The organism is Streptomyces sp. NPDC111656 (assembly GCF_055656965.1).
In genome coordinates this window covers 646017-665574 of record NZ_JBVKCA010000002.1, presented here as the reverse complement: position 1 = coordinate 665574, position 19558 = coordinate 646017, and the positions used below count along the sequence as shown (strand labels likewise).

Genomic DNA, 19558 nt, shown 5'->3' with positions numbered 1-19558 from the left:
ACCGTTCTCTTGAGTGACCGGGCTGCTGTCCCCTGCCGTCCGGTCACACCCCTGGGACGAGGTCCCACGACGTACGGCATGATCCGTACGTCTCATCGCCCCAGTGGAGCCACGCGTGGTTCTTTCGGGCCCGCCCCTGGCTGGCACGGACACCGGGACCAACGAAGTCCGCGGCGCCCCGGTCACGCGCCGTACGGGTGAGAGGGCATGCGTACGTGCGTACGTCGCGTACGGGGTCAGACGCGGCCGCGGCACAGTTCCAGCAGCGTCATGGCGAGTGAGGTGCCGGGCTTGCCGAGCGCGTCCCTGAAGTGGGCGAGGATCTCCATCTCGCGCGAGAGGTTCACCCGGCGGCCACCGGACTCGATCCGGGCCTCCTGGATCACCTTCGACACGGCCATCCGTTCCTGGACGAGGCCGATGATCCGGTCGTCGAGGGCGTCGATGCGTTCGCGGGCGCCGGTGATCACGTCTGCGGCCTCGTCGGTACGGGCGCCGGTCTTGTCGAGTACGTCGGCCATGGTGGGCTCCTCTTGGGATGAGGTGCCCCGGATCGGCAGGACCCGGAAACGACAGGCGCCCCGGGCCTTGTCGGCCCGGGGCGCCTGGGAAGTCGCTCGTCAGTTGCTCAAGCAGCACGACCATGGCAGCCGGTGGGCCGGTTGCCATAGGTAAACAGGAAGGTCGCCTGCGTGAGCATGCAAGCAGTATGCCCACAGGGCCGTGCCACGTCCAAGCGGGTTCGGATACTGAGACTCGGACCCGACCACGGGCGGACGGGGCTTCGCCCCGCGTCCCCCGCCCGCCTGGTTGGTTTGCCCTGCGGGCCCGGTGGGGGCTGGTCGCGCAGTTCCCCGCGCCCCTTGAGGGCGCTGGCGTGCATCTTTCAGCCCGTCCGGCGTTTGAGGACGAGGCCGTTCAGGCCGATCGGGGGTTTGGGGGCGGAGCCCCCGAGTCGGGATGGGTCGGGTAGGGGCGGCGGGGGCGGAGAACCCGGTGCAGGCATGCTCGCGTGGACCCCCGGTAGACTCGATACCCCACACCCCCTGCTCACCGCCGGAAGGCAAACCGTGCCAGAAGCGTCCCCCGCCGCCCCCGACACCGTCCTGGTCGTCGACTTCGGTGCGCAGTACGCCCAGCTCATCGCCCGCCGTGTCCGCGAGGCCCGGGTCTACAGCGAGATCGTGCCGAGCACCATGCCGGTCCAGGAGATGCTCGCCAAGAACCCGGCGGCGATCATCCTCTCCGGAGGCCCCTCGTCGGTGTACGCCGAGAGCGCCCCCCGCCTCGACCGAGCGATCTTCGAGTCCGGCGTCCCCGTCTTCGGCATGTGCTACGGCTTCCAGCTGATGGCGACGACCCTCGGCGGCACGGTCGACAACACCGGCGCCCGCGAGTACGGCCGTACGCCCCTGCACGTCTCCAAGTCCGGATCGACCCTCTTCGAAGGCACCCCGGACGAGCAGTCGGTGTGGATGTCGCACGGCGACGCGTGCAGCGCCGCCCCCGAGGGCTTCACCGTCACGGCGTCCACGGACGTCGTCCCGGTCGCGGCCTTCGAGAACGACGAGAAGAAGCTGTACGGCGTCCAGCACCACCCTGAGGTCATGCACTCCACGCACGGCCAGCAGGTGCTCGAGCACTTCCTGTACCGCGGCGCGGGCCTCACGCCGAACTGGACGACCGGCAACGTCATCGACGAGCAGGTCGCCCTCATCCGCGAGCAGGTCGGCGACAAGCGCGCCATCTGCGGCCTCTCCGGCGGCGTGGACTCCGCCGTCGCCGCCGCCCTCGTACAGAAGGCCATCGGCTCCCAGCTGACCTGCGTGTACGTCGACCACGGCCTGATGCGCAAGGGCGAGACCGAGCAGGTCGAGAAGGACTTCGTGGCCGCGACCGGCGTACAGCTGAAGGTCGTGGACGCGCAGGAGCGGTTCCTCGGCGCGCTCAAGGGCGTCTCGGACCCCGAGGAGAAGCGGAAGATCATCGGCCGGGAGTTCATCCGGGTCTTCGAGCAGGCCCAGGCGGAGATCATCGCCGAGGCCGCGGAGGGCGAGGACGTCGCCTTCCTGGTCCAGGGCACGCTCTACCCGGACGTGGTCGAGTCCGGTGGCGGCACCGGCACGGCCAACATCAAGTCCCACCACAACGTGGGCGGCCTCCCCGAGGACCTCGAGTTCGAGCTCGTCGAGCCGCTGCGCAAGCTGTTCAAGGACGAGGTCCGGATGGTCGGGCAGGAGCTCGGTCTCCCCGACGAGATCGTCCAGCGCCAGCCCTTCCCGGGCCCGGGCCTCGGCATCCGGATCGTCGGCGAGGTGACGAAGGAGCGGCTCGACCTGCTCCGCGAGGCGGACGCCATCGCCCGCGAGGAGCTCACGGCGGCCGGCCTGGACCGTGACATCTGGCAGTGCCCGGTGGTCCTGCTCGCGGACGTCCGCAGCGTGGGCGTCCAGGGCGACGGCCGCACGTACGGCCACCCGATCGTGCTGCGCCCCGTCTCCTCCGAGGACGCGATGACCGCCGACTGGTCCCGCCTCCCGTACGAGGTCCTCGCCAAGATCTCGACCCGCATCACCAACGAGGTCGCGGACGTCAACCGAGTCGTTCTCGACGTCACGAGCAAGCCCCCGGGCACGATCGAGTGGGAGTAGTCCCACCCGTCAGGTCCGCCTGAGAGTCCGCACCGGCTCTCCGGGCGTCCAGACCTGGACGACCAGATAGGTGTCGTCCTCGACGTAGGTCCGTGCGACCTCCGTCAGCTCGGTGCGGAAGAGGTGGAACGGCTCCGGCGGTTCCACCTCTTTCACGTACGCGGCCTTGACCGCCCCGTCGTCGACCTCGACGGCCCGTCCACTGATCCGGACGTCCCCGCCCCCCATCGCCGTGCCCGGCCCCGGGTTCGCCTGGAGCGCGAAGCGCGGGTCGCGGCGCAGGTCGAGTGCCTTGAGCGAGTCCGGCATCATGCCGAGCCACAGCTCGCCGCGCAGGAAACGCACCTCAAGGCCGGTGGTCCGGGGCGAACCGTCCTTGCGGAGGGTCGCGAGGACGTGGTGCGTGAAGGCCCCGAAACGCTCTTCGACCGCCTGGGCGAGTGAGGGTTCGGCGGCGACGAAGGTGCCCCAGCGCGCGGGGTTCGCATGTGCGGCAGGGCTCTCGGTAGGACCGTTGGTAGCGCTCATACGGTGAGTGTGGCGCCCATACCCGACACCTACTGTCGGTTATGGGCGAGCGCTCGGCAGGAGCTCTCGGGCCGCGGCCCCCGGCCCTCTCGTAACGGTTGCGCACTCTCTTCACCGAACGGCTCTGTTCTCCTGCACCGACCAGAGGTAACTTCCGCTCCGTATCGGACACGCCAGTGCTGGAGGACCTATGCAAGGGCCCACGCCGCCCGTGCCCCTGCCCACCGACCAGCTGCAGTTCGCCATGCCGCCGATGTACGACTCGTTGGACGACGAGCGACGCCATCGCAAGGAGCGGTTGGCCGGGGCGCTGCGGATCTTCGGGCAGCTCGGCTTCGAGGACGGGGTCTCCGGTCACATCACCGCGCGCGACCCGGAGTACAGCGACTGCTTCTGGGTGAACCCCTTCGGGATGCCCTTCAAGCACGTCACCGTGAGCGACCTGGTCATGGCCAACCAGGACGGGCAGGTGATCGAGGGCCGCTACCACGTGAACCAGGCGGCGTTCACCGTGCACGCCCAGGTCCACGCCGCCCGCCCCGACGTCGTCGCCGTCGCGCACTGCCACTCCGTGCACGGCCGCGCCCTGTCCGCCCTCGGTGACCTGCTCGACCCGATCAGCCAGGAGAGCTGCGCCTTCTACGAGGACCACGCGCTGTACGACTCGTACACCGGTGTCGCCGTGGACACCGAGGAGGGCCGCCGGATCGCCTCCGCGCTCGGCACCCGCAAGGCGCTCGTGCTGCGCAACCACGGGCTGCTGACCGTGGGCGACTCGGTGGACGCGGCGGCCTGGTGGTTCCTGTCGATGGAGCGCTCCAGCCAGGTCCAGCTGACCGCACGGGCCGCGGGCCGCCCGATCCTCATCGACCACAAACAGGCGGTCGCGACCCGGGAGCAGCTCGGCGGCGACCTGGTGGCGTGGATCAACTACCAGCCGCTGTGGCAGGACATCAGCCGCAGCGCACCGGACCTCCTCAGCTGAATGCCGGTGCGCACCGGCTAGAACCCCCGCAGTACGGCCGCCTTGGTCGCCGCGAACTCCTCGTCCGTGAGCACACCGTCGCGGTGCAGCTCGCCCAGCTCCCGCAGCCGGCGCAGCAGTACGTCGTGATGGTCGGCCTGGGCCGGTACCGATGCCGGTCCCGGTCCCGACGCGGTGGTGAGTTGCGGCGGCCGGTCGACGTGCTCGCCCGCCCGGAGGGACGGATGCGGCAGCCGGGCGGTCACCGCGGCGGCGACGAGCGCCGTGAGCAGGTCGCGGCGGGCGCTGCCCCACAGGTCGAGGGCGAACGGATCCTTCTCCGGCGGCAGCTTGGAGAACACCGTCTCGCGCGTCACGAACCGCAGAAACCCGTCCTCGTACCCGGAATTGGGCAGCCACTCCACCTGCACCAGGTCCCCGACGGAGATGATCCGCGGCCCCGTGGCCCGCTTGACCCGGTCCGAGGTGTCCGCCCAGTCGATCCGCACCTGCGCGCCGTCGAAGGAGACGATGCCGTCGCTGGACCGGACGGACACGGGCACGGGCGGACCCGCGAGGAGGAAGGTCTTCGCCGGCTCCTTGGGGATCTGGTCCAGGAGCAGGGCGTGCCGGATCTCCTCGGCGACGTACTCGGCGACCCCGGTACGGTCGATGTCGACCGTCAGCCGGTACGGGTCCGCCGCGTCGGGCAGCCGCCCGCCGGTCGCCTGGAGCAGCGGATCGGCACCCTCACGGAGTCTGAGGCGCAGTCTGCCGCGCTTGCGTTCGGGTTCGTAGACGATGCCCGAAACCGCCTCCAGGGGAACGGCGATCTCTCCGTACGTCTGCCGGAACAACGGCACGGAGCGATGGAGTCCCGGCGTGATCCTGACCGTGCTGCCGTCGAAGGCCCAGGTCCCGTCGCGCTGGATGATCTCGGCCATGGGGAAATTCTCGCAGCCGGGTCAACACGGGGTCCGGTGCTTCACTCGCGCTGACCGGACCTGCCCGACGCGAGCACTGTTCCGTGCGACACAATGCCCTGTCATCGCAAGGCAGTTGCAAGACTTGCGAGGCGGCTCTCGGCGCGGGGAAGGCGGCAGCGGGCGTGGCGGTGCAGGAGGCGAGACACGGCTCGGAGCGCGGTGGCGGGCTCGGTGCGGGACGGGGGGTGGCGCACACGGGCGGCTGCACCTGCGGGGACTGTCCGCATGGCGCGCGCGAGGGGCACCGGCGCGCCGTTGCCGCGTTCCTCGCCAAGCGCGACGAACTGGCGTCGGGACAGGGACTGCCCGCCGCCGTCGCGCACTCGGCGTCCGCGTCCCGGCAGTGGGTCTCCGACGAACTCACCCAGTCCGCCGACCTGGTCGCCGAGCGCGGACGCGTCGACGGCGAGGCATGGCTGGGACGCCTGTGGCGACGCACGGCGTACGCGGTGTGGGGGGCCGTCCTGACCCTGCTCGTCGTCCAGGCCCTCACGGCGATCGGCGCGGGCTGGACGGCGGCGCGCACGGCGGGCCTGCTGGCCGCTCTGGTGGTGGCCGCCGGGCTGACGGGCGCGGGCTATCTGCACCGGGCGCGGGGCGGGGCCCTCGCCCCGGTCGTCGGCGAGGACAACCGCCTGTCCACCTCACGGGCGATGGCCGCCGGCTGGGTCCTGTTCGTCGTCTACGCCGTACTCGTGCTCGTGGGCCAACTGGCGGCGGCCTCCGCCCACGGCAAGCGCGACGACCTGATCGCCGGCCTCGAACTCGCCCGCGGTGCCGGTGTGGTGACCGTCGTCGCCGTCGTCTGCGCGATCGCGGTGCTGGTACGCCGGGTCGTGGGCCTACGGGTCCTCGGGCAACGCCTGCAGAAGGTCCGCGCGGACCGGCCGCGCGCCGCCGACCTCCTCACGGACGACTCCGGCCGGGGCAGCTTCGCCGACATCCAGTACGTCGTCATCGGTGCCGTCACCCTGGTCTTCGCGGCGGTACGGCTCGCCAGGCGCCCGGAGCAACTGCCCGACCTCCCCTGGGGCCTGGCGCTTCTGGTCCTCGTCTCGGCGGCCACCTACCTCGCCGGGAAGTACGCCGAGGGCGGCCGCCCCGTCATCCTCTCCGTCGTCCGCTCCCGTGAAGCCGGTGACCTCGACGCGCCGATCCGCACCGGCGACGACATCGAGATCCGCGGCGCCGGTTTCGTCCCGCCCGGCGCCCAGAGCGCGGACCGTCTGTCCCGCATGGTCGTCCGCATCGGCGCGGTGCACGTCCATGTCCCCCTGGTGCCGGTCCCCGGCGGCTTCAGCAACCCCACGGACGCGGTCCTGACCGTGCCGGTCCCGGTCGACGTGGAACCCGGCCGGGTGGAGGTCCAGGTGGTGACGGCGGCCGGAGTGGAAACGAACCGCTGCCTGATCGAGGTGACGGACTGAACCACCCCGCGGCTGCGTGCGGGGGCCTCACCGGAGTAAGTTCGAGAGCGGGCGGGTGGGCTCCCGGAGTCGTTCGACTGCGGGCCGGTGGGGGCCGTTCGCGCGGTTTTCCGCGCCCTTGGGGGCGCGCCCGCGCCATCGAAAAAAAACTGGCCCCGAGCGTTGAGCGGATACCCGTTCTCGTACGTATGGTCTGTTGAGGGGTCAACGGCACGTGGCGAGAGGCGGCGGAGAGCGATGACTCACGGTATGCGGTCGGACACCCAAACTCCCCATCTCGACGGCGGCGGACGAAACTGGCGGGACACCGCCACCCGCTACGCCCTGTTGCCCCTGCGCGTCTTCCTCGGCGTCACCTTCATCTACGCCGGCCTCGACAAACTCACCGACAGCGCCTTCCTCTCCGCCTCCGGCTCCGGCTCGGTCGGCGACCTGATGCGCAATGTGCGCGACTCCTCCGCGATCCCGGCCCTCGTCGACCTCGCCCTGAAGAGCCCCGTCGGCTTCGGCTACGCCATCGCCTTCGGTGAACTGGCCGTCGGCATCGGCACCCTGATCGGTCTGCTGGCCCGCCTCGCGGCCCTCGGCGGCGCGCTCATCTCCCTCAGCCTGTGGCTGACGGTGAGCTGGGCCTCCGACCCGTACTACTACGGCAACGACCTGGCCTACCTGATGGCCTGGCTGCCCTTGGTCCTCGCGGGCGCGTCGGTCTTCTCCGTCGACGCGGCCTTGCGCGCGAGGCGCGGCCAACGGTCCGGGAACCTCCGCTACTGAGCAACGCGGGTCAGGGCAGTTCAGCGCAGAGCATGCGCACGGCATCGCAGGGTGGACAGCACGGCATCGCAGGCTGGTAGGTGCGGGGAGCAGGAGATCGCCCTGCACCTACCAGCGCTCCGTTCACGCCCCCGCTACCCGGACACCCCCGCCCCCCGTCGCCGCAACCGTCGCCGACGTATGCCATGGGTCAGGAACGCCACCGCGCCCGCCAGGCAGAGCCCACCCGTGACGACGGGGATGATCGCGAACCAGGGTGTGTCCCACCAACCGCCCGCGTCGCCCGCGTAGGTGAGGCCCCCGGCGGTGAGGAAGAGGCCGGCGACCAGCTTTCCCGGCTGGAACTCATGACGTGGCACGGATCACCTCCGCCTGTCCCACGCCGACCTGGAGGTCCAGGTCGAGCGTGCCGCCGTTCTTGCCGCCGGTCGGGGCCGGCAGGGTCACCTGCTTGTGCTTGCCCGGTTCCACGTCCACGTCCTTCTTGCCGTCGCCCGGCAGCTGGATGTCCCCGACGCCCACGTCGATGTTCAGCTTCACGGTCGCGTCCTTGGGGACGATCACCTTCAACTGGCCCGCGCCCACCTGCGCGGTCGTCGTCACCGTCTGGCCCTCGGTGAGGCCGAGATGGGTGAGATCGAGGGTGCCCACACCCGTGCCGAGGTCGAAACGCTCCGGCACCGCGGCAGCGGTCCCGGGAGACCACTCGACCCGCATCCAGTGGGTACTGATGTCCTTCGGCATGGCCACGGAGCCGGCCAGCAGCGCCGCCGTGATCACTGCGAGGAAGATCGACCCCGCGCCCGTACGCCCCACGAACGCGCTGAGTGCGATGCCCAGTCCGAACACGACGAGCGCGCAGGACAGACCGGTCTGCAGGCTGGTGGCGAGCGGATGGTCGTCCCACGTCAGGCCCGTGCCGAGGCCGCCCGCGACCAGCGCGAGCAGGAAGACCCAGCCGCCGATCCAGCGCGGGCCGCGCGGCTGTGGCTCACGGGCCGCGCGGAGGTCCCGTATGTCCGGGCGGGGCGTGCCGCGGGCGATGTTGAGCGCCGCCGCGACATCCCGGTCCCGGGCGTCCGGCGGGCCCCACAGATAGCCGGTGCCACCCACGTGCGAGCCGTCCTTGACGATCGGGTCGCGCCACCAGGAGGGGTAGGAGACGGGGACGGGCGGGGCCTGCGCCTCCGGAGGGGCGTCCGCCACCGCCTGGGCGGCGAGCGGGTCGGGGTCGGGGGCGCCGCGCTGCTGCGACCAGTACCCCGCGCCCGCGAGAAGCAGGGACAGGACGACGGCGAACGTCAGCACGCTGCCGTTGCTCAACATCGACAGGAACACCCCGCAGCCGACCAGCGCGAAGAGCACGGCCGCCAGCGCGTGGCCGTCGACGCGGCCGGTGAGGAGTTTGCGAACCTCGTTCTCCTCCTCGTCGTCGTAGGGAACGAACAGCCAGACGAAGCCGTAGAAGATGAGACCGATGCCGCCCGTGGCGGAGAGCACGGCGAGCACGATCCGGAAGATCACCGGGTCCATGTCGCACTGCCGCCCCAGCCCGGCGCACACACCGCCCAGCATCTTCTGCCGCCGGTCGCGCCGGAACCTGCGCGGGCCCTCGGGCGCGGGCGGCTCCCCGTGCGCGCGCGGTTCCTCACCTGTCGCGCCCGGTACTCCCGCACCCTCCGCGGCTCCTCCGGCGCCCGTGGCGGTGCCCGCGGAGCGCGGCACGGCGTCCCGCGGCCCGGCGCCCGACGGTGGGGCGCCCGGGCCGGGGCCGGGATCCGGCTCCGCTGCCGCGTGCTGCTGATCTGTCATGTGTCCATGGTGACGGGCGGGAAGGCCCGGCGGCAGTCGGGACGACCCTGGCCGAACCCTGATATCGGCCCTGACGGGGGCGGAGGGAACCGTTCGAGCACCGGTCTCTCGAAGATCAGGGGAGTATCCGGGGTCGACCCTGATGCTCCTGTCCTCCGCCCGTGTGAACATCGATGGCATGCCGGAAGCCGCAGCAGTGCCCCTCGACGACCCGCGGCCCCCGCGCAAGCTCTACCGCAGCAGCGACGGACGCTGGCTCGGGGGCGTGGCGCGAGGGCTCGCAGGGCATCTCGGGCTGCCCGTGATCTGGGTGCGGCTGGTGTTCGTCGGCCTGTTCATGGCGGACGGTCTCGGGGCGCTGCTCTATGCCGCGTTCTGGTTCTTCGTGCCGCTCGGCGTCGGCGGCGTCGACTCCGGGCGCACCCCGGCCTTCACCACCGAGACCGCCCCCGACGGCCGCCGCAGACTCGTGGCCCGCAAGCCGGACCGGGGCCAGATGGTCGCCCTGCTCCTCATGGTCGTCGTGGCCATGGTCTTCGTCGGCAATGTGAATCTCGGCGGTGGCGCAAGGGCCTATCTCTGGCCGACCGTTCTCGTCGGTGCGGGCGTCGCCCTGGTCTGGCGCCAGGCGGACAACGCGCGGCGCGCCCGCTGGGTCGAGGTCGGCCGTCGTCGTCGTACGCTCACGCTGCTGCGCTCCGCGGCCGGTGTCCTGCTCGTCACCGCGGGCGTCTCCGGAATATTCGTGCTCCAGGGCTCGGCGGCCCACCTCGGGTCGGTCCTCCAGGCGGCACTCGCGGTCCTGGTCGGCACGGCGCTCCTCGCCGGCCCCTATCTCGTGCGCATGACCCAGGACCTCTCCGAGGAGCGCCTGATGCGCATCCGCGCCCAGGAGCGGGCCGAGGTCGCCGCCCACGTCCACGACTCGGTGCTGCACACCCTGACCTTGATCCAGCGCAACGCGGAGAACGCGAACGAGGTGCGACGGCTCGCCCGCGCGCAGGAGCGCGACCTGCGCGCCTGGCTCTACAAACCGGAGGGCACCGGCAAGGACGAGGCCGACGAGCCGACGACCCTGGCCGAGGCGGTCCGTCGCAACGCGGCCGAGGTCGAGGACAAGCACGGCGTCCCCATCGAGGTCGTCGTCGTGGGCGACTGCCCGCTCGACGAGGGCCTGACCGCACAGATGCAGGCCGCGCGGGAAGCAATGGTGAACGCCGCCAAGTACGGTGGCGAGGGCGGCGCCGTACAGGTCTACGCCGAAGTCGAGGGCAGGACGGTCTTCGTGTCCGTCCGCGACCGCGGTCCCGGCTTCGACCTCGACGGGATACCCGCCGACCGCATGGGCGTCAGAGAATCGATCATCGGCCGCATGGAGCGCAACGGCGGCACGGCGCGACTGCGCGCGGTGCCGGACGGCGGCACGGAGGTCGAGCTGGAGATGGAAAGGGCGGAGAAGACGTCATGAGCGACGTGAACGGACCGACCGGGCAGACCCCGGCATCGAACGGGCCGGAGGATGCCGCCGTGGATACGGCCGGGCCGGGGGCCGGGGCCGCGACCGGATCGGCCACCGGGTCGGCCGCCGAGTCCGTCGCCGGTGCGGGCGCGCCCACGGGCTCGACCGCCGTCGGCCCCCGGACGACTGCTGCCGAGGCCGGACGCCGTGTGCGGGTCGTGCTCGTCGACGACCACCGCATGTTCCGTACGGGAGTACAGGCCGAGATCGGAGAGACCGAGCGGACCGGCGTCGAGGTCGTCGGCGAGGCCGCGGACGTCGACCAGGCGGTCACGGTCATCACGGCCACCCGGCCCGAGGTCGTCCTGCTCGACGTCCATCTGCCGGGCGGCGGCGGTGTCGAAGTGCTGCGCCGCTGCGCCCCGTTGATGGCCGACGCCCGGCAGCCGGTCCGTTTCCTCGCGCTCTCCGTGTCGGACGCCGCGGAGGACGTCATCGGAGTGATCCGCGGCGGCGCCCGTGGGTACGTCACCAAGACCATCACCGGCACGGACCTGGTGAACTCCGTCTTCCGCGTCCAGGAAGGCGACGCGGTCTTCTCGCCCCGCCTGGCCGGATTCGTCCTGGACGCGTTCGCCTCCACCGACGCCCCGCCCGTCGACGAGGACCTCGACCGTCTCACCCAGCGCGAGCGCGAGGTCCTGCGTCTCATCGCCCGCGGCTACGCCTACAAGGAGATCGCCAAGCAGCTGTTCATCTCGGTGAAGACGGTCGAGTCGCACGTCTCGGCGGTCCTCAGGAAGCTCCAGCTGTCGAACCGGCACGAGCTGACCAGGTGGGCCACCGCGCGTCGGCTGGTCTAGCCGATCGCGTCGAGAGGGTTGCCTACGGGTGGTCCGCGTCGGGCGCAGGGCCCAGTATCCGTAGCGCCCAGCGGTAGTGACGGACGGCCTTCACGATGCCGATGAGGCCGGTCAGCCACAGGATCAGGCCGATGCCCATGCCCTGGACGACATCGCTGTACAGGGGGTGGCCGGGCTCGGCCCGCGCGGCCGCCGTGAAGGACGTCCAGGCACCGATCGCGCAGACGCCGAGCGAGGAGAGCAGCCAGAAGAGGCTGAGGCCGGGGGAGCGCAGCCGGGAGTCGGTCGCGGGGTGCCGGTCCAACTGGGACCAGGCGTCGAGCAGTCGGTGTATGTGATGGTCCCGGCGGACGGAGAGGGCGACGGCGACGACGGTCGGGGCGAGCGCGGCCAGGCCCAGCAGGGCGAAGAGCGGGCCCAGGACGAAACCGGTGGGGTCGCGCTGCTCGAGTTGTCGCAGCGGCAGTACCAGCAGCGCCCAGCCGACGATCGCCGCGAGCGCCAGCAGCCAGAGCAGCAGCACCCGGTGCACCCCGAGGCTGCGCCTGCGCAGCTCCTCCAGCGCCCGCCCCCGGTCGGCCAGCAACGCGGCGCGGTCCGGCCAGGTCCTGATGTGCGCGGGCGGCGGCGGAGGCGGCAGCAGGGAGCCGGGCATCAGAACCTCTCGGACGACGGAGCGACGACGGAGCGACGACAGGACGACGGAGCGATGACGACGGAAACAGAGTCCGCGCCGACGCTACCGTGATCCACTTCTCCGTCCGCACCACACCGCGGTCGCCCCCGCGTCTTTCACGCCACTCGGGTGGCTCCCGCGAACGGCATCTCGTCGACCGGCGCCAGCCGCACGGGCGCCGACGGGTTCGGGGCGTGGATCATCTGGCCGTTTCCCACGTAGATGCCCACATGGCTGATTCCCGAGTAGAAGAACACCAGGTCGCCGGGGCGGAGTTCGGACCGCGAGACCCGGCTCCCCGCGTTGATCTGCGCGTACGTCGTGCGCGGCAGCGAGATGCCCGCGGCGCGGTACGCGGCCTGGGCCAGGCCCGAGCAGTCGAAGGCGTCGGGCCCGGTGGCGCCCCAGACGTAGGGGCTGCCGAGCTTCCCGTAGGCGTACGCGATGGCCTCCGCCGCACGCGAGTTGGGTGCCGCGACGGAGCCGGGCGACGGCATCGGGCCGAGGTCCCGCGCGGCGGAGCGCGAGGCGCGCTGCCCGGCGCCTCCGGCCGCTCCCAGGTCCCCGAGCTGCGCGCGCTGCTCGTCGGTGAGCCGTGACAGCAGCTGCCGCGCCGTGTCCAGCTTCCCGGTGATCGTCTTCTTCGCCCGTTTCAGCTCCGCCTGGCGCGACTTGAGCGAGGCCAGCTCGACATGCGCGGCCCCGCGCAGCTGCTCGATCTCCCGCAGCTGCTTGCGCACCCGGGCCACGGCCTCCGCCTGCCGGCTGCCGGCCCGCTCGGCGAACGCGGCCCCTTCCAGATACCGGTCGGGGTCGTCGGAGAGCGCGAGTTGCAGCGCGGGGTCCAGGCCTCCGCTGCGGTACTGCGCGGCGGCGATCGAACCCAGCGCGTCCCGCGCCGTGTTGAGCCGGTCCTCCTTGCGCGCGGCCTCGTCGCGCAGCGCGTTCAGCCGCTGCTCGGCCTTGTCGGCCTTGTCCTTCGCGCCGTCGTACTTCTGGGTGGCGACCTCCGCCTCCTCGTACAACTTGTCCACCTTGGCCTTCACCTGTGCCGGCGACAGCTGCGGGTCCGCGTGCCCCGTCCCGTCGAAGCCCGTCGCCGTGGCCGCGCCCGCGAGGGCGATGGTCGCGGCTGTGCGGGCCGTGTTTCCACCGAGCGAGCGCTGTCTGGGCTTTCGGTGCGCTGCCACGAGGGCCCACATCCTTCCCGGGGACTTGCCTACGACCGCCGGGGACGAGCGCGGTCAGCGGGGACACGTCCGGCGGCGGCCCACACAGGGGGAGCGAGCCGCCGCCGGACCTTTCTCGGCGGTGGTGTCCGGCTGCCGCCCCTGGCCCGGGCGGCGGTGGGGAGCCGGGCACCTGGTGGAGGACGCTAAACCTGAGAGTGATGTCCCGGTGACGTCAAGTACGGAAGTGGCGCCACTGGATCGCGGGGCGACCGTATCTGACCGTGATCCCGGCCCGGCGCAGTCGACTTCACGCGGTGTGATGACCGAAGGGGCGGTTCCTGGGCAATCGGTGGTTCCCAGGTGGTACGGGTCCACAGGGGGTGGGCCGGTGACAAGAGGGATCAGGGCCGCCGATTAGGCTCCGGCTCCATGGACGTACTCATCCATCTCTTCGTCGGCCTGCACATCATCGGCATCGCCTCGCTCCTCGGCGGTTTCCTCACCCAGATGAAGGCGATGGGCCAGGGCACCGCCCGGTTCGTCCCCGCCATGCTGCACGGCGCGCTGACCATGCTGGTCACGGGCGTCGTCCTCGTCGGCCTCAACCAGGCCGACGACCACTCGGTCAACACCATCAAGATCGGCGTGAAGCTCGCCCTGCTGATCGTGATCCTCGGACTCGTCTATGTGAAGCGGGACGACGAGAAGGTGGACAAGGGCCTGTTCGGGCTCGTAGGGCTGCTCACGACCGCGAACATCTTCATCGCGGTGCTCTGGACCTGACGGCCCCCCGAAGGCCCCCACGGACGGCTACGGCGCTTCCGGGCAGCGCTACAGATGCCCGACCGCTACGGCTCCTGCGGACCCCTGACCGCTACGGCTCCTGCGGACCCCCGACCGCTACGGCTCCTGTGGACGTCTGACCGCTACGGCCACCACCGCCAGCCACGCCGCGACCGAGATCCACAGCAGCACCTGCCCGAGCCCCTTGAGCCGACCGACGCCGATGGCGGCCGCGATCGACAGCGCCGCCACCGCCGTCATCCCCAGCGGGAACACGGTCGCCCAGCGCAGCACGTCGTAGCGCGGCCGGGGCCACAGGGCCTCCGCCACGGCCAGCACGCAGTACGAACCGAGGACGAGCACGAGCAGCGCCTCGGTCACCCAGCGCAGCACGCCGTTGTCGTCGTTGTTCCACAGGTGGATGTTCGCCTGGTACGCGAGGATCAGCTTCGACCCCGCCAGCGCCGAGATGGCGAGCGCGCCGCCCGCGACCCACTGGTCCCCGGCGCCCGTGGCGACCTCGCGGTAGTCGAAGTAGAACAGCGCCGCCGCGTAGAGCACGAGCCCCAGCCAGAACAGCACGAGCGCGGTGTGCGCGAGCCAGTCCGTGTGCGTCGCGGGGGCGAGCGTCGCGCCCAGCACCGCGAGCCCCTGCGTGGCCACACAGCCGAGGAACACCGCTCCGGGCATACGGGGCCGCCATTGCCGTACGACCAGGAGGAGCAGCCCCGGCCAGAGCGCCGCCGCCAGGGCGAGCAGGGCCTCGGCCGGCACCTCCCACCCCAGTGTGACCAGCCGCGTGCCGAGCACGGTGGTCGCCGCGACCGCGGTGAGCGCGCTCGGTGTACCGGCCTCCGTCAGCCACCGCTCCCGCTCCCGCAGCAGCCGTACGACGAAGGCCGCGGCGAGCCCGAGCCAGCCGACGGCCGCCAGGGCCAGCGCGATCCGGGACAGGATCTCGTAGCCGGTCTGCTCCAGCCCGATCGAGATGATGCCGGTGGCCAGGATCGCGGCTCCGGCGCCCGGCGGACTCTGCGCCCACCAGCTGCGCAGGCCGGTCCACCGGGTGCCGGGCGGGGAGATGGCTGACATGGGCCCGATGCTAAGGACCTTCGAGCGGGTTGGCGGCGGGCCACGCGCGCGTGGAGCTCGATGAGCCCCACGCGCGTGCCGGGCGCCGAGGCATTAGGCCGGACGCACCACGCTGTGGATGATCGACTCGCCGCCGTAGAAGATCGACTCCTCGCGGACGTACGCGCCTGGCTTGGGGGCGTGGATCATCATGCCGTTGCCGACGTAGAGGCCGACGTGGCTGATGTCGTCGTAGAAGAAGACGAGGTCACCGGGCTTGATGTCGGAGAGCGGGACCGTCGTGCCCACGTTGACCTGGTCCCAGGTGGTACGCGGGAGCTCGACGCCGGCGGCCTTCCAGGAGGCCTGGGTGAGGCCGGAGCAGTCGTAGGAGCCGGGCCCGGTCGCGCCCCAGACGTACGGCTTGCCGATCTGGGTGCGGGCGAAGGCGAGGGCCTTGTCGGCCTTGGCGGTGTACGAGGAGTCGGTGGCCGAACTCCCGGAGGTGCCGGCGGAGCCAGTGGTCCCGGAGGCGCCGGAGGTGCCGGAGGTCCCGGAGGTGCCGGAACCCGTCTGCTGCTGGGCGGCCGCCTCCTGGGCCTTCTTCTCCGCCGCGGCCTGCTGCTGGGCCAGCTCCGCCGCCTTGCGGTCGGCCGCTTCTTGCTTCTTCTTCTCGATCGCCGCGAGCCGCGCCTTCTCCTCGGCGGTCAGTTTCGAGAGCAGGTCGCGCGCCGCGGCGAGCTTGCGCTGCACGTCGGCCTTGGACGTCTTCAGCGCGCTCTGCGCCGTGGTGAGCGTCTGCAGGCTCTCGGAGGCCTCCGCGCGCTTCTTGGTGGTGGCGGCCTGCTCGGTGACGTAGTCGTCGACGGCCGCCTTCTGGCGGGTGGTCAGACGGTTCATCAGCTGGGTCTGATCGAAGTAGTCCTGCGGATTGTCGGCCAGCAGGAGGCTCGCGGTGTCGGGGGCGGCGGCGCCGGTGCGGTACTGCGCCGCGGCGAACGAACCCAGCTCCTCGCGCGCGGTGTTGAGCTTCTCGGTGCGCTGGGCCACGTCGTCGAGGAGGGAGTCGACGCGCTTGCGCTGCTGCGCGGTCTTCTCCCTGGTCGCGTTGTACTTCTCGGTCGCCGCCTCGGCCTGGTGGTAAAGGTCGTCGACCTTCTTCTCCACCTCTTCGATGCTCGGCTTGGAGTCGGCCGAGGGCGCGGCGTTCGCCGTCTGGGAGAGCAGGGCCACGGAGGTGAGGGCCGCCGTGGCGAGGGCGGGAGTCCGTATACCCGCTATGCGCGTACCCGTAGGACTCCACTTGCGATGCGACGCCAAGGTGGCGACTCCTTCCGTCATCCGCCTACCGAGTTAGCTGTCGGGTTCGGGCGGGTGCTTCCGGAAGGTTTGCCCTACGGTCCCTGCCCCACTGGGCGGTTGGACCGATTCACCCCAAGTTCGGTTGGGTCCCCGGCTCCGGCTGCCACGCGGGCGCACCGGACTCGGCGGAGGCCGCACGGCCCGGCGGTGTTCGCCGGTTGGGTCGAGCGGCCTGCCCGGCACGCTAGCCAACTCATAAGTGTTCTGTGAAGTTTGATGTGCGATATGCCCGATACATTTTCGTGACCTTGATCCTGAAGGCCATTGATCGGGACCGACTGTGGCTGACCGTAATGAAACGATCCTGAACGGTGACGGCGTCCACGGTGGAGAGAGAGTCGGAAAGAGATCGTGCGCGGTCACGGACAGGGATCATGCGCGCTCGCGGAAAAACCGGTCGGGTTTCCAGGGTGGCCGCGGGTTGTCAGTGGGGCCGCCTAGACTCGGAGAGCGATGAGCAGCCTCTTTGATGACAGCTTTCTGGCGGACCTCCAGCCTTCCGGGGCCCACGAGGAAGAGCCCCCGCCGCCTCCCGAGGACGGGGCGCCGGAGCCGCTTCCGGACGACCTGTTCGGCGGCCGCTTCGACGCGCCCGCGAGCCGGGACGCCTACTACCGCGACGGCGCGCCCCGCCCCGCCGTGGACCCGGCGGCCCTGCTGGACGGGCTGAACGAGAACCAGCGCGCGGCCGTGGTGCACTCCGGCTCCCCGCTGCTCATCGTGGCCGGCGCGGGCTCCGGCAAGACCCGGGTGCTCACCCACCGCATCGCCCATCTGCTGGGCGAGCGCCATGTCCACCCCGGCCAGATCCTCGCGATCACCTTCACGAACAAGGCTGCGGGCGAGATGAAGGAGCGCGTCGAGCAGCTCGTCGGCCCGCGCGCGAACGCGATGTGGGTGATGACCTTCCACAGCGCGTGTGTGCGGATCCTGCGCCGCGAGAGCAAGAAGCTCGGCTTCACCTCCTCGTTCTCGATCTACGACGCCGCCGACAGCAAGCGCCTGATGGCGCTCGTCTGTCGTGATCTGGATCTCGATCCCAAGCGCTTCCCGCCCAAGTCCTTCAGCGCCAAGATCTCGAACCTGAAGAACGAGCTGATCGACGAGGAGGACTTCGCCGCCCAGGCCGCCGACGGTTTCGAGAAGACCCTCGCCCAGGCCTACGCGATGTACCAGTCGCGGCTGCGCGAGGCCAACGCGCTCGACTTCGACGACCTGATCATGACCACGGTCAACCTGCTGCGCGCCTTCCCGGACGTCGCCGAGCACTACCGGCGCCGCTTCCGCCACGTCCTGGTCGACGAGTACCAGGACACGAACCACGCGCAGTACGCCCTGGTCAGGGAGCTCGTCGGCCCGGCCGCCGGTGACCGGCCCGAGGACGCGCCGCCCACCGAGGGCGAGCTCGGGCCCGCCGAGCTGTGCGTCGTGGGCGACGCCGACCAGTCGATCTACGCCTTCCGCGGGGCGACCATCCGCAACATCCTCCAGTTCGAGGAGGACTACCCGGACGCGACGACGATCCTGCTGGAGCAGAACTACCGCTCCACCCAGACGATCCTGACCGCCGCGAACGCGGTCATCGAGCGCAACGAGTCCCGCCGTCCCAAGAACCTGTGGACCAACGCGGGCGCCGGTTCGAACATCACCGGCTATGTCGCCGACACCGAGCACGACGAGGCCCAGTTCGTCGCCGAGGAGATAGACCGTCTCACCGACGCGGGCGAGGCGAGGGCGGGTGACGTCGCCGTCTTCTACCGGACGAACGCACAGTCCCGTGTCTTCGAAGAGATCTTCATCCGCGTCGGCCTGCCCTACAAGGTCGTCGGCGGCGTCCGCTTCTACGAGCGCAAGGAGGTCCGGGACGTCCTCGCGTACCTCAGGGTCCTGGCCAACCCCGAGGACTCGGTCCCGCTGCGCCGCATTCTGAACGTTCCCAAGCGCGGCATCGGCGAGCGCGCCGAGGCCATGATCGACGCGCTCTCGCAGCGCGAGAAGATCAGCTTCCCGCAGGCGCTGCGCCGCGTCGACGAGGCGTACGGGATGGCGGCGCGGTCGACGAACGCCGTGAAGCGGTTCAACACGCTCATGGAGGACCTCCGTACGATCGTCGAATCCGGCGCGGGCCCGGCGACCGTCCTGGAGGCGGTCCTCGAGCGCACCGGCTATCTCGCCGAGCTGCAGGCCTCGACCGACCCGCAGGACGAGACCCGGATCGAGAACCTTCAGGAGCTCGCCGCCGTGGCCCTGGAGTTCGAGCAGGAGACCGGCGAGGGCGAGGGCGAAGGCACGGGGGCGGGCACGGCTGCGGGTGCGGCGGTTGCTGGTGCGGCGTCCGGTGGGCTCTCCGCGTTCCTGGAGCGTGTCGCGCTCGTCGCCGACTCCGACCAGATCCCGGACGAGGAGGACGGCAACGGCGTCATCACGCTGATGACCCTCCACACCGCCAAGGGCCTGGAGTTCCCGGTCGTCTTCCTCACCGGCATGGAGGACGGCGTCTTCCCGCACATGCGCGCGCTGGGACAGGTCAAGGAGCTGGAGGAGGAGCGGCGCCTCGCGTACGTCGGCATCACGCGCGCGCGGGAGCGGTTGTACCTCACCCGTTCGTCCATGCGCAGTGCCTGGGGCCAGCCCTCGTACAACCCGCCGTCCCGCTTCCTGGAGGAGATCCCGGAGACGCACCTGGAGTGGAAGCGCACCGGCGCGACCGCTCCCATGCCCTCGGGGCCCGTCTCCGGTGTGGCCGCGTCGCTGTCCTCCTCGCTGTCGTCCTCGCGCTCGCGGTCCACGGCGTCCGGCGCCTCCGGCTTCGCGACGCGCCGCGGGGTCTCCGAGAAGCCGGTGGTCTCGCTCGCGGTCGGTGACCGGGTCACTCACGACCAGTTCGGCCTGGGCACCGTGGTCGGTGTGAAGGGGACGGGTGCGAACGCGGAGGCGACGGTCGACTTCGGCGAGGCGAAGCCGAAGCGGTTGCTGCTGCGGTACGCACCGGTGGAGAAGCTGTAGTTCGTTCGACGGGGCGGCAGCTCG

17 protein-coding genes and 1 riboswitch are annotated in these 19558 nt (G+C 71.1%); of the genes, 8 read left to right on the top strand and 9 right to left on the bottom strand.

Annotated elements, in window-relative coordinates; all coding sequences use genetic code 11:
* Positions 1-236 precede the first annotated feature (236 nt).
* Entirely contained in the window at positions 237-560 is a 324-nt protein-coding gene (locus ACZ7M3_RS08545) for a chorismate mutase (protein ID WP_282459373.1), read from the bottom strand.
* Positions 561-1070: 510 nt separating this feature from the next.
* Here ACZ7M3_RS08545 and guaA point away from each other — a divergent pair.
* Complete coding sequence (gene guaA, locus ACZ7M3_RS08540) at positions 1071-2651, top strand: glutamine-hydrolyzing GMP synthase (RefSeq protein ID WP_351314769.1); 1581 nt, start codon at positions 1071-1073, stop codon at positions 2649-2651.
* A gap of 9 nt (positions 2652-2660) precedes the next feature.
* Here the strand turns inward: guaA and ACZ7M3_RS08535 are convergent, their stop codons facing one another.
* On the bottom strand, positions 2661-3179 hold the full coding sequence (locus ACZ7M3_RS08535; RefSeq protein WP_472061772.1) for a pyridoxamine 5'-phosphate oxidase family protein: 519 nt from the start codon (positions 3177-3179) through the stop codon (positions 2661-2663).
* Positions 3180-3369: 190 nt separating this feature from the next.
* Between ACZ7M3_RS08535 and ACZ7M3_RS08530 the strand changes: the two genes are divergently transcribed.
* The gene (locus ACZ7M3_RS08530; protein ID WP_472061770.1) at positions 3370-4164 is read left to right on the top strand and encodes a class II aldolase/adducin family protein; all 795 of its coding nucleotides are present in this window, start codon (positions 3370-3372) and stop codon (positions 4162-4164) included.
* Positions 4165-4181: 17 nt separating this feature from the next.
* Here ACZ7M3_RS08530 and ACZ7M3_RS08525 read toward each other — a convergent pair whose 3' ends face one another.
* Complete coding sequence (locus tag ACZ7M3_RS08525; protein ID WP_472061769.1) at positions 4182-5087, bottom strand: DUF4429 domain-containing protein; 906 nt, start codon at positions 5085-5087, stop codon at positions 4182-4184.
* A gap of 164 nt (positions 5088-5251) precedes the next feature.
* On the opposite strand from ACZ7M3_RS08525, the gene ACZ7M3_RS08520 reads away from it, so the two are divergent.
* Complete coding sequence (locus ACZ7M3_RS08520; protein WP_472061767.1) at positions 5252-6556, top strand: hypothetical protein; 1305 nt, start codon at positions 5252-5254, stop codon at positions 6554-6556.
* Between the two features lie 237 nt (positions 6557-6793).
* Entirely contained in the window at positions 6794-7330 is a 537-nt protein-coding gene (locus ACZ7M3_RS08515; protein ID WP_355621233.1) for a DoxX family protein, read from the top strand.
* A 134-nt stretch (positions 7331-7464) separates the two neighbouring features.
* On the opposite strand, the gene ACZ7M3_RS08510 is transcribed toward ACZ7M3_RS08515, so the two are convergent.
* The gene (locus ACZ7M3_RS08510; protein ID WP_095853042.1) at positions 7465-7689 is read right to left on the bottom strand and encodes a hypothetical protein; all 225 of its coding nucleotides are present in this window, start codon (positions 7687-7689) and stop codon (positions 7465-7467) included.
* Positions 7676-9142, bottom strand: a complete 1467-nt coding sequence (locus tag ACZ7M3_RS08505; RefSeq protein WP_472061764.1) for a PspC domain-containing protein — start codon at positions 9140-9142, stop codon at positions 7676-7678. The genes ACZ7M3_RS08510 and ACZ7M3_RS08505 overlap by 14 nt, the downstream gene beginning before the upstream one ends.
* A 178-nt stretch (positions 9143-9320) precedes the next feature.
* Here ACZ7M3_RS08505 and ACZ7M3_RS08500 point away from each other — a divergent pair, with 178 nt between their 5' ends.
* Both ACZ7M3_RS08500 and ACZ7M3_RS08495 read left to right on the top strand, forming a co-directional pair.
* Positions 9321-10610 carry an ATP-binding protein gene (locus ACZ7M3_RS08500; protein WP_225900432.1) on the top strand — a complete coding sequence of 430 codons (1290 nt, stop codon included), beginning with the start codon at positions 9321-9323 and terminating at the stop codon, positions 10608-10610.
* Positions 10607-11464 carry a LuxR C-terminal-related transcriptional regulator gene (locus ACZ7M3_RS08495; RefSeq protein WP_472061762.1) on the top strand — a complete coding sequence of 286 codons (858 nt, stop codon included), beginning with the start codon at positions 10607-10609 and terminating at the stop codon, positions 11462-11464. The genes ACZ7M3_RS08500 and ACZ7M3_RS08495 overlap by 4 nt, the downstream gene beginning before the upstream one ends.
* Positions 11465-11486: 22 nt before the next feature.
* Here ACZ7M3_RS08495 and ACZ7M3_RS08490 read toward each other — a convergent pair whose 3' ends face one another.
* Complete coding sequence (locus ACZ7M3_RS08490) at positions 11487-12119, bottom strand: hypothetical protein (protein WP_472061760.1); 633 nt, start codon at positions 12117-12119, stop codon at positions 11487-11489.
* Between the two features lie 137 nt (positions 12120-12256).
* On the bottom strand, positions 12257-13330 hold the full coding sequence (locus ACZ7M3_RS08485; RefSeq protein WP_472061758.1) for a C40 family peptidase: 1074 nt from the start codon (positions 13328-13330) through the stop codon (positions 12257-12259).
* Positions 13331-13741: 411 nt separating this feature from the next.
* Here ACZ7M3_RS08485 and ACZ7M3_RS08480 point away from each other — a divergent pair, with 411 nt between their 5' ends.
* Positions 13742-14095 carry a hypothetical protein gene (locus ACZ7M3_RS08480; protein WP_382114982.1) on the top strand — a complete coding sequence of 118 codons (354 nt, stop codon included), beginning with the start codon at positions 13742-13744 and terminating at the stop codon, positions 14093-14095.
* A 117-nt stretch (positions 14096-14212) separates the two neighbouring features.
* On the opposite strand, the gene ACZ7M3_RS08475 is transcribed toward ACZ7M3_RS08480, so the two are convergent.
* On the bottom strand, positions 14213-15187 hold the full coding sequence (locus tag ACZ7M3_RS08475; RefSeq protein ID WP_472061756.1) for a tellurite resistance/C4-dicarboxylate transporter family protein: 975 nt from the start codon (positions 15185-15187) through the stop codon (positions 14213-14215).
* Positions 15188-15280: 93 nt separating this feature from the next.
* Complete coding sequence (locus ACZ7M3_RS08470) at positions 15281-16486, bottom strand: C40 family peptidase (protein WP_472061754.1); 1206 nt, start codon at positions 16484-16486, stop codon at positions 15281-15283.
* A 7-nt stretch (positions 16487-16493) separates the two neighbouring features.
* Positions 16494-16666: riboswitch (cyclic di-AMP (ydaO/yuaA leader) on the bottom strand.
* A 315-nt stretch (positions 16667-16981) separates the two neighbouring features.
* On the opposite strand from ACZ7M3_RS08470, the gene pcrA reads away from it, so the two are divergent.
* Complete coding sequence (gene pcrA, locus ACZ7M3_RS08465) at positions 16982-19534, top strand: DNA helicase PcrA (RefSeq protein WP_472061752.1); 2553 nt, start codon at positions 16982-16984, stop codon at positions 19532-19534.
* Positions 19535-19558: the final 24 nt, after the last annotated feature.

Coding starts and splice junctions, on each gene's coding strand:
- ACZ7M3_RS08535 (WP_472061772.1), bottom strand. CDS start 3,179: ATGAGCGCTACCAACGGTCCTACCGAGAGCCCTGCCGCACATGCGAAC.
- ACZ7M3_RS08530 (WP_472061770.1), top strand. CDS start 3,370: ATGCAAGGGCCCACGCCGCCCGTGCCCCTGCCCACCGACCAGCTGCAG.
- ACZ7M3_RS08525 (WP_472061769.1), bottom strand. CDS start 5,087: ATGGCCGAGATCATCCAGCGCGACGGGACCTGGGCCTTCGACGGCAGC.
- ACZ7M3_RS08515 (WP_355621233.1), top strand. CDS start 6,794: ATGACTCACGGTATGCGGTCGGACACCCAAACTCCCCATCTCGACGGC.
- ACZ7M3_RS08505 (WP_472061764.1), bottom strand. CDS start 9,142: ATGACAGATCAGCAGCACGCGGCAGCGGAGCCGGATCCCGGCCCCGGC.
- ACZ7M3_RS08500 (WP_225900432.1), top strand. CDS start 9,321: ATGCCGGAAGCCGCAGCAGTGCCCCTCGACGACCCGCGGCCCCCGCGC.
- ACZ7M3_RS08495 (WP_472061762.1), top strand. CDS start 10,607: ATGAGCGACGTGAACGGACCGACCGGGCAGACCCCGGCATCGAACGGG.
- ACZ7M3_RS08490 (WP_472061760.1), bottom strand. CDS start 12,119: ATGCCCGGCTCCCTGCTGCCGCCTCCGCCGCCGCCCGCGCACATCAGG.
- ACZ7M3_RS08480 (WP_382114982.1), top strand. CDS start 13,742: ATGGACGTACTCATCCATCTCTTCGTCGGCCTGCACATCATCGGCATC.
- ACZ7M3_RS08475 (WP_472061756.1), bottom strand. CDS start 15,187: ATGTCAGCCATCTCCCCGCCCGGCACCCGGTGGACCGGCCTGCGCAGC.
- pcrA (WP_472061752.1), top strand. CDS start 16,982: ATGAGCAGCCTCTTTGATGACAGCTTTCTGGCGGACCTCCAGCCTTCC.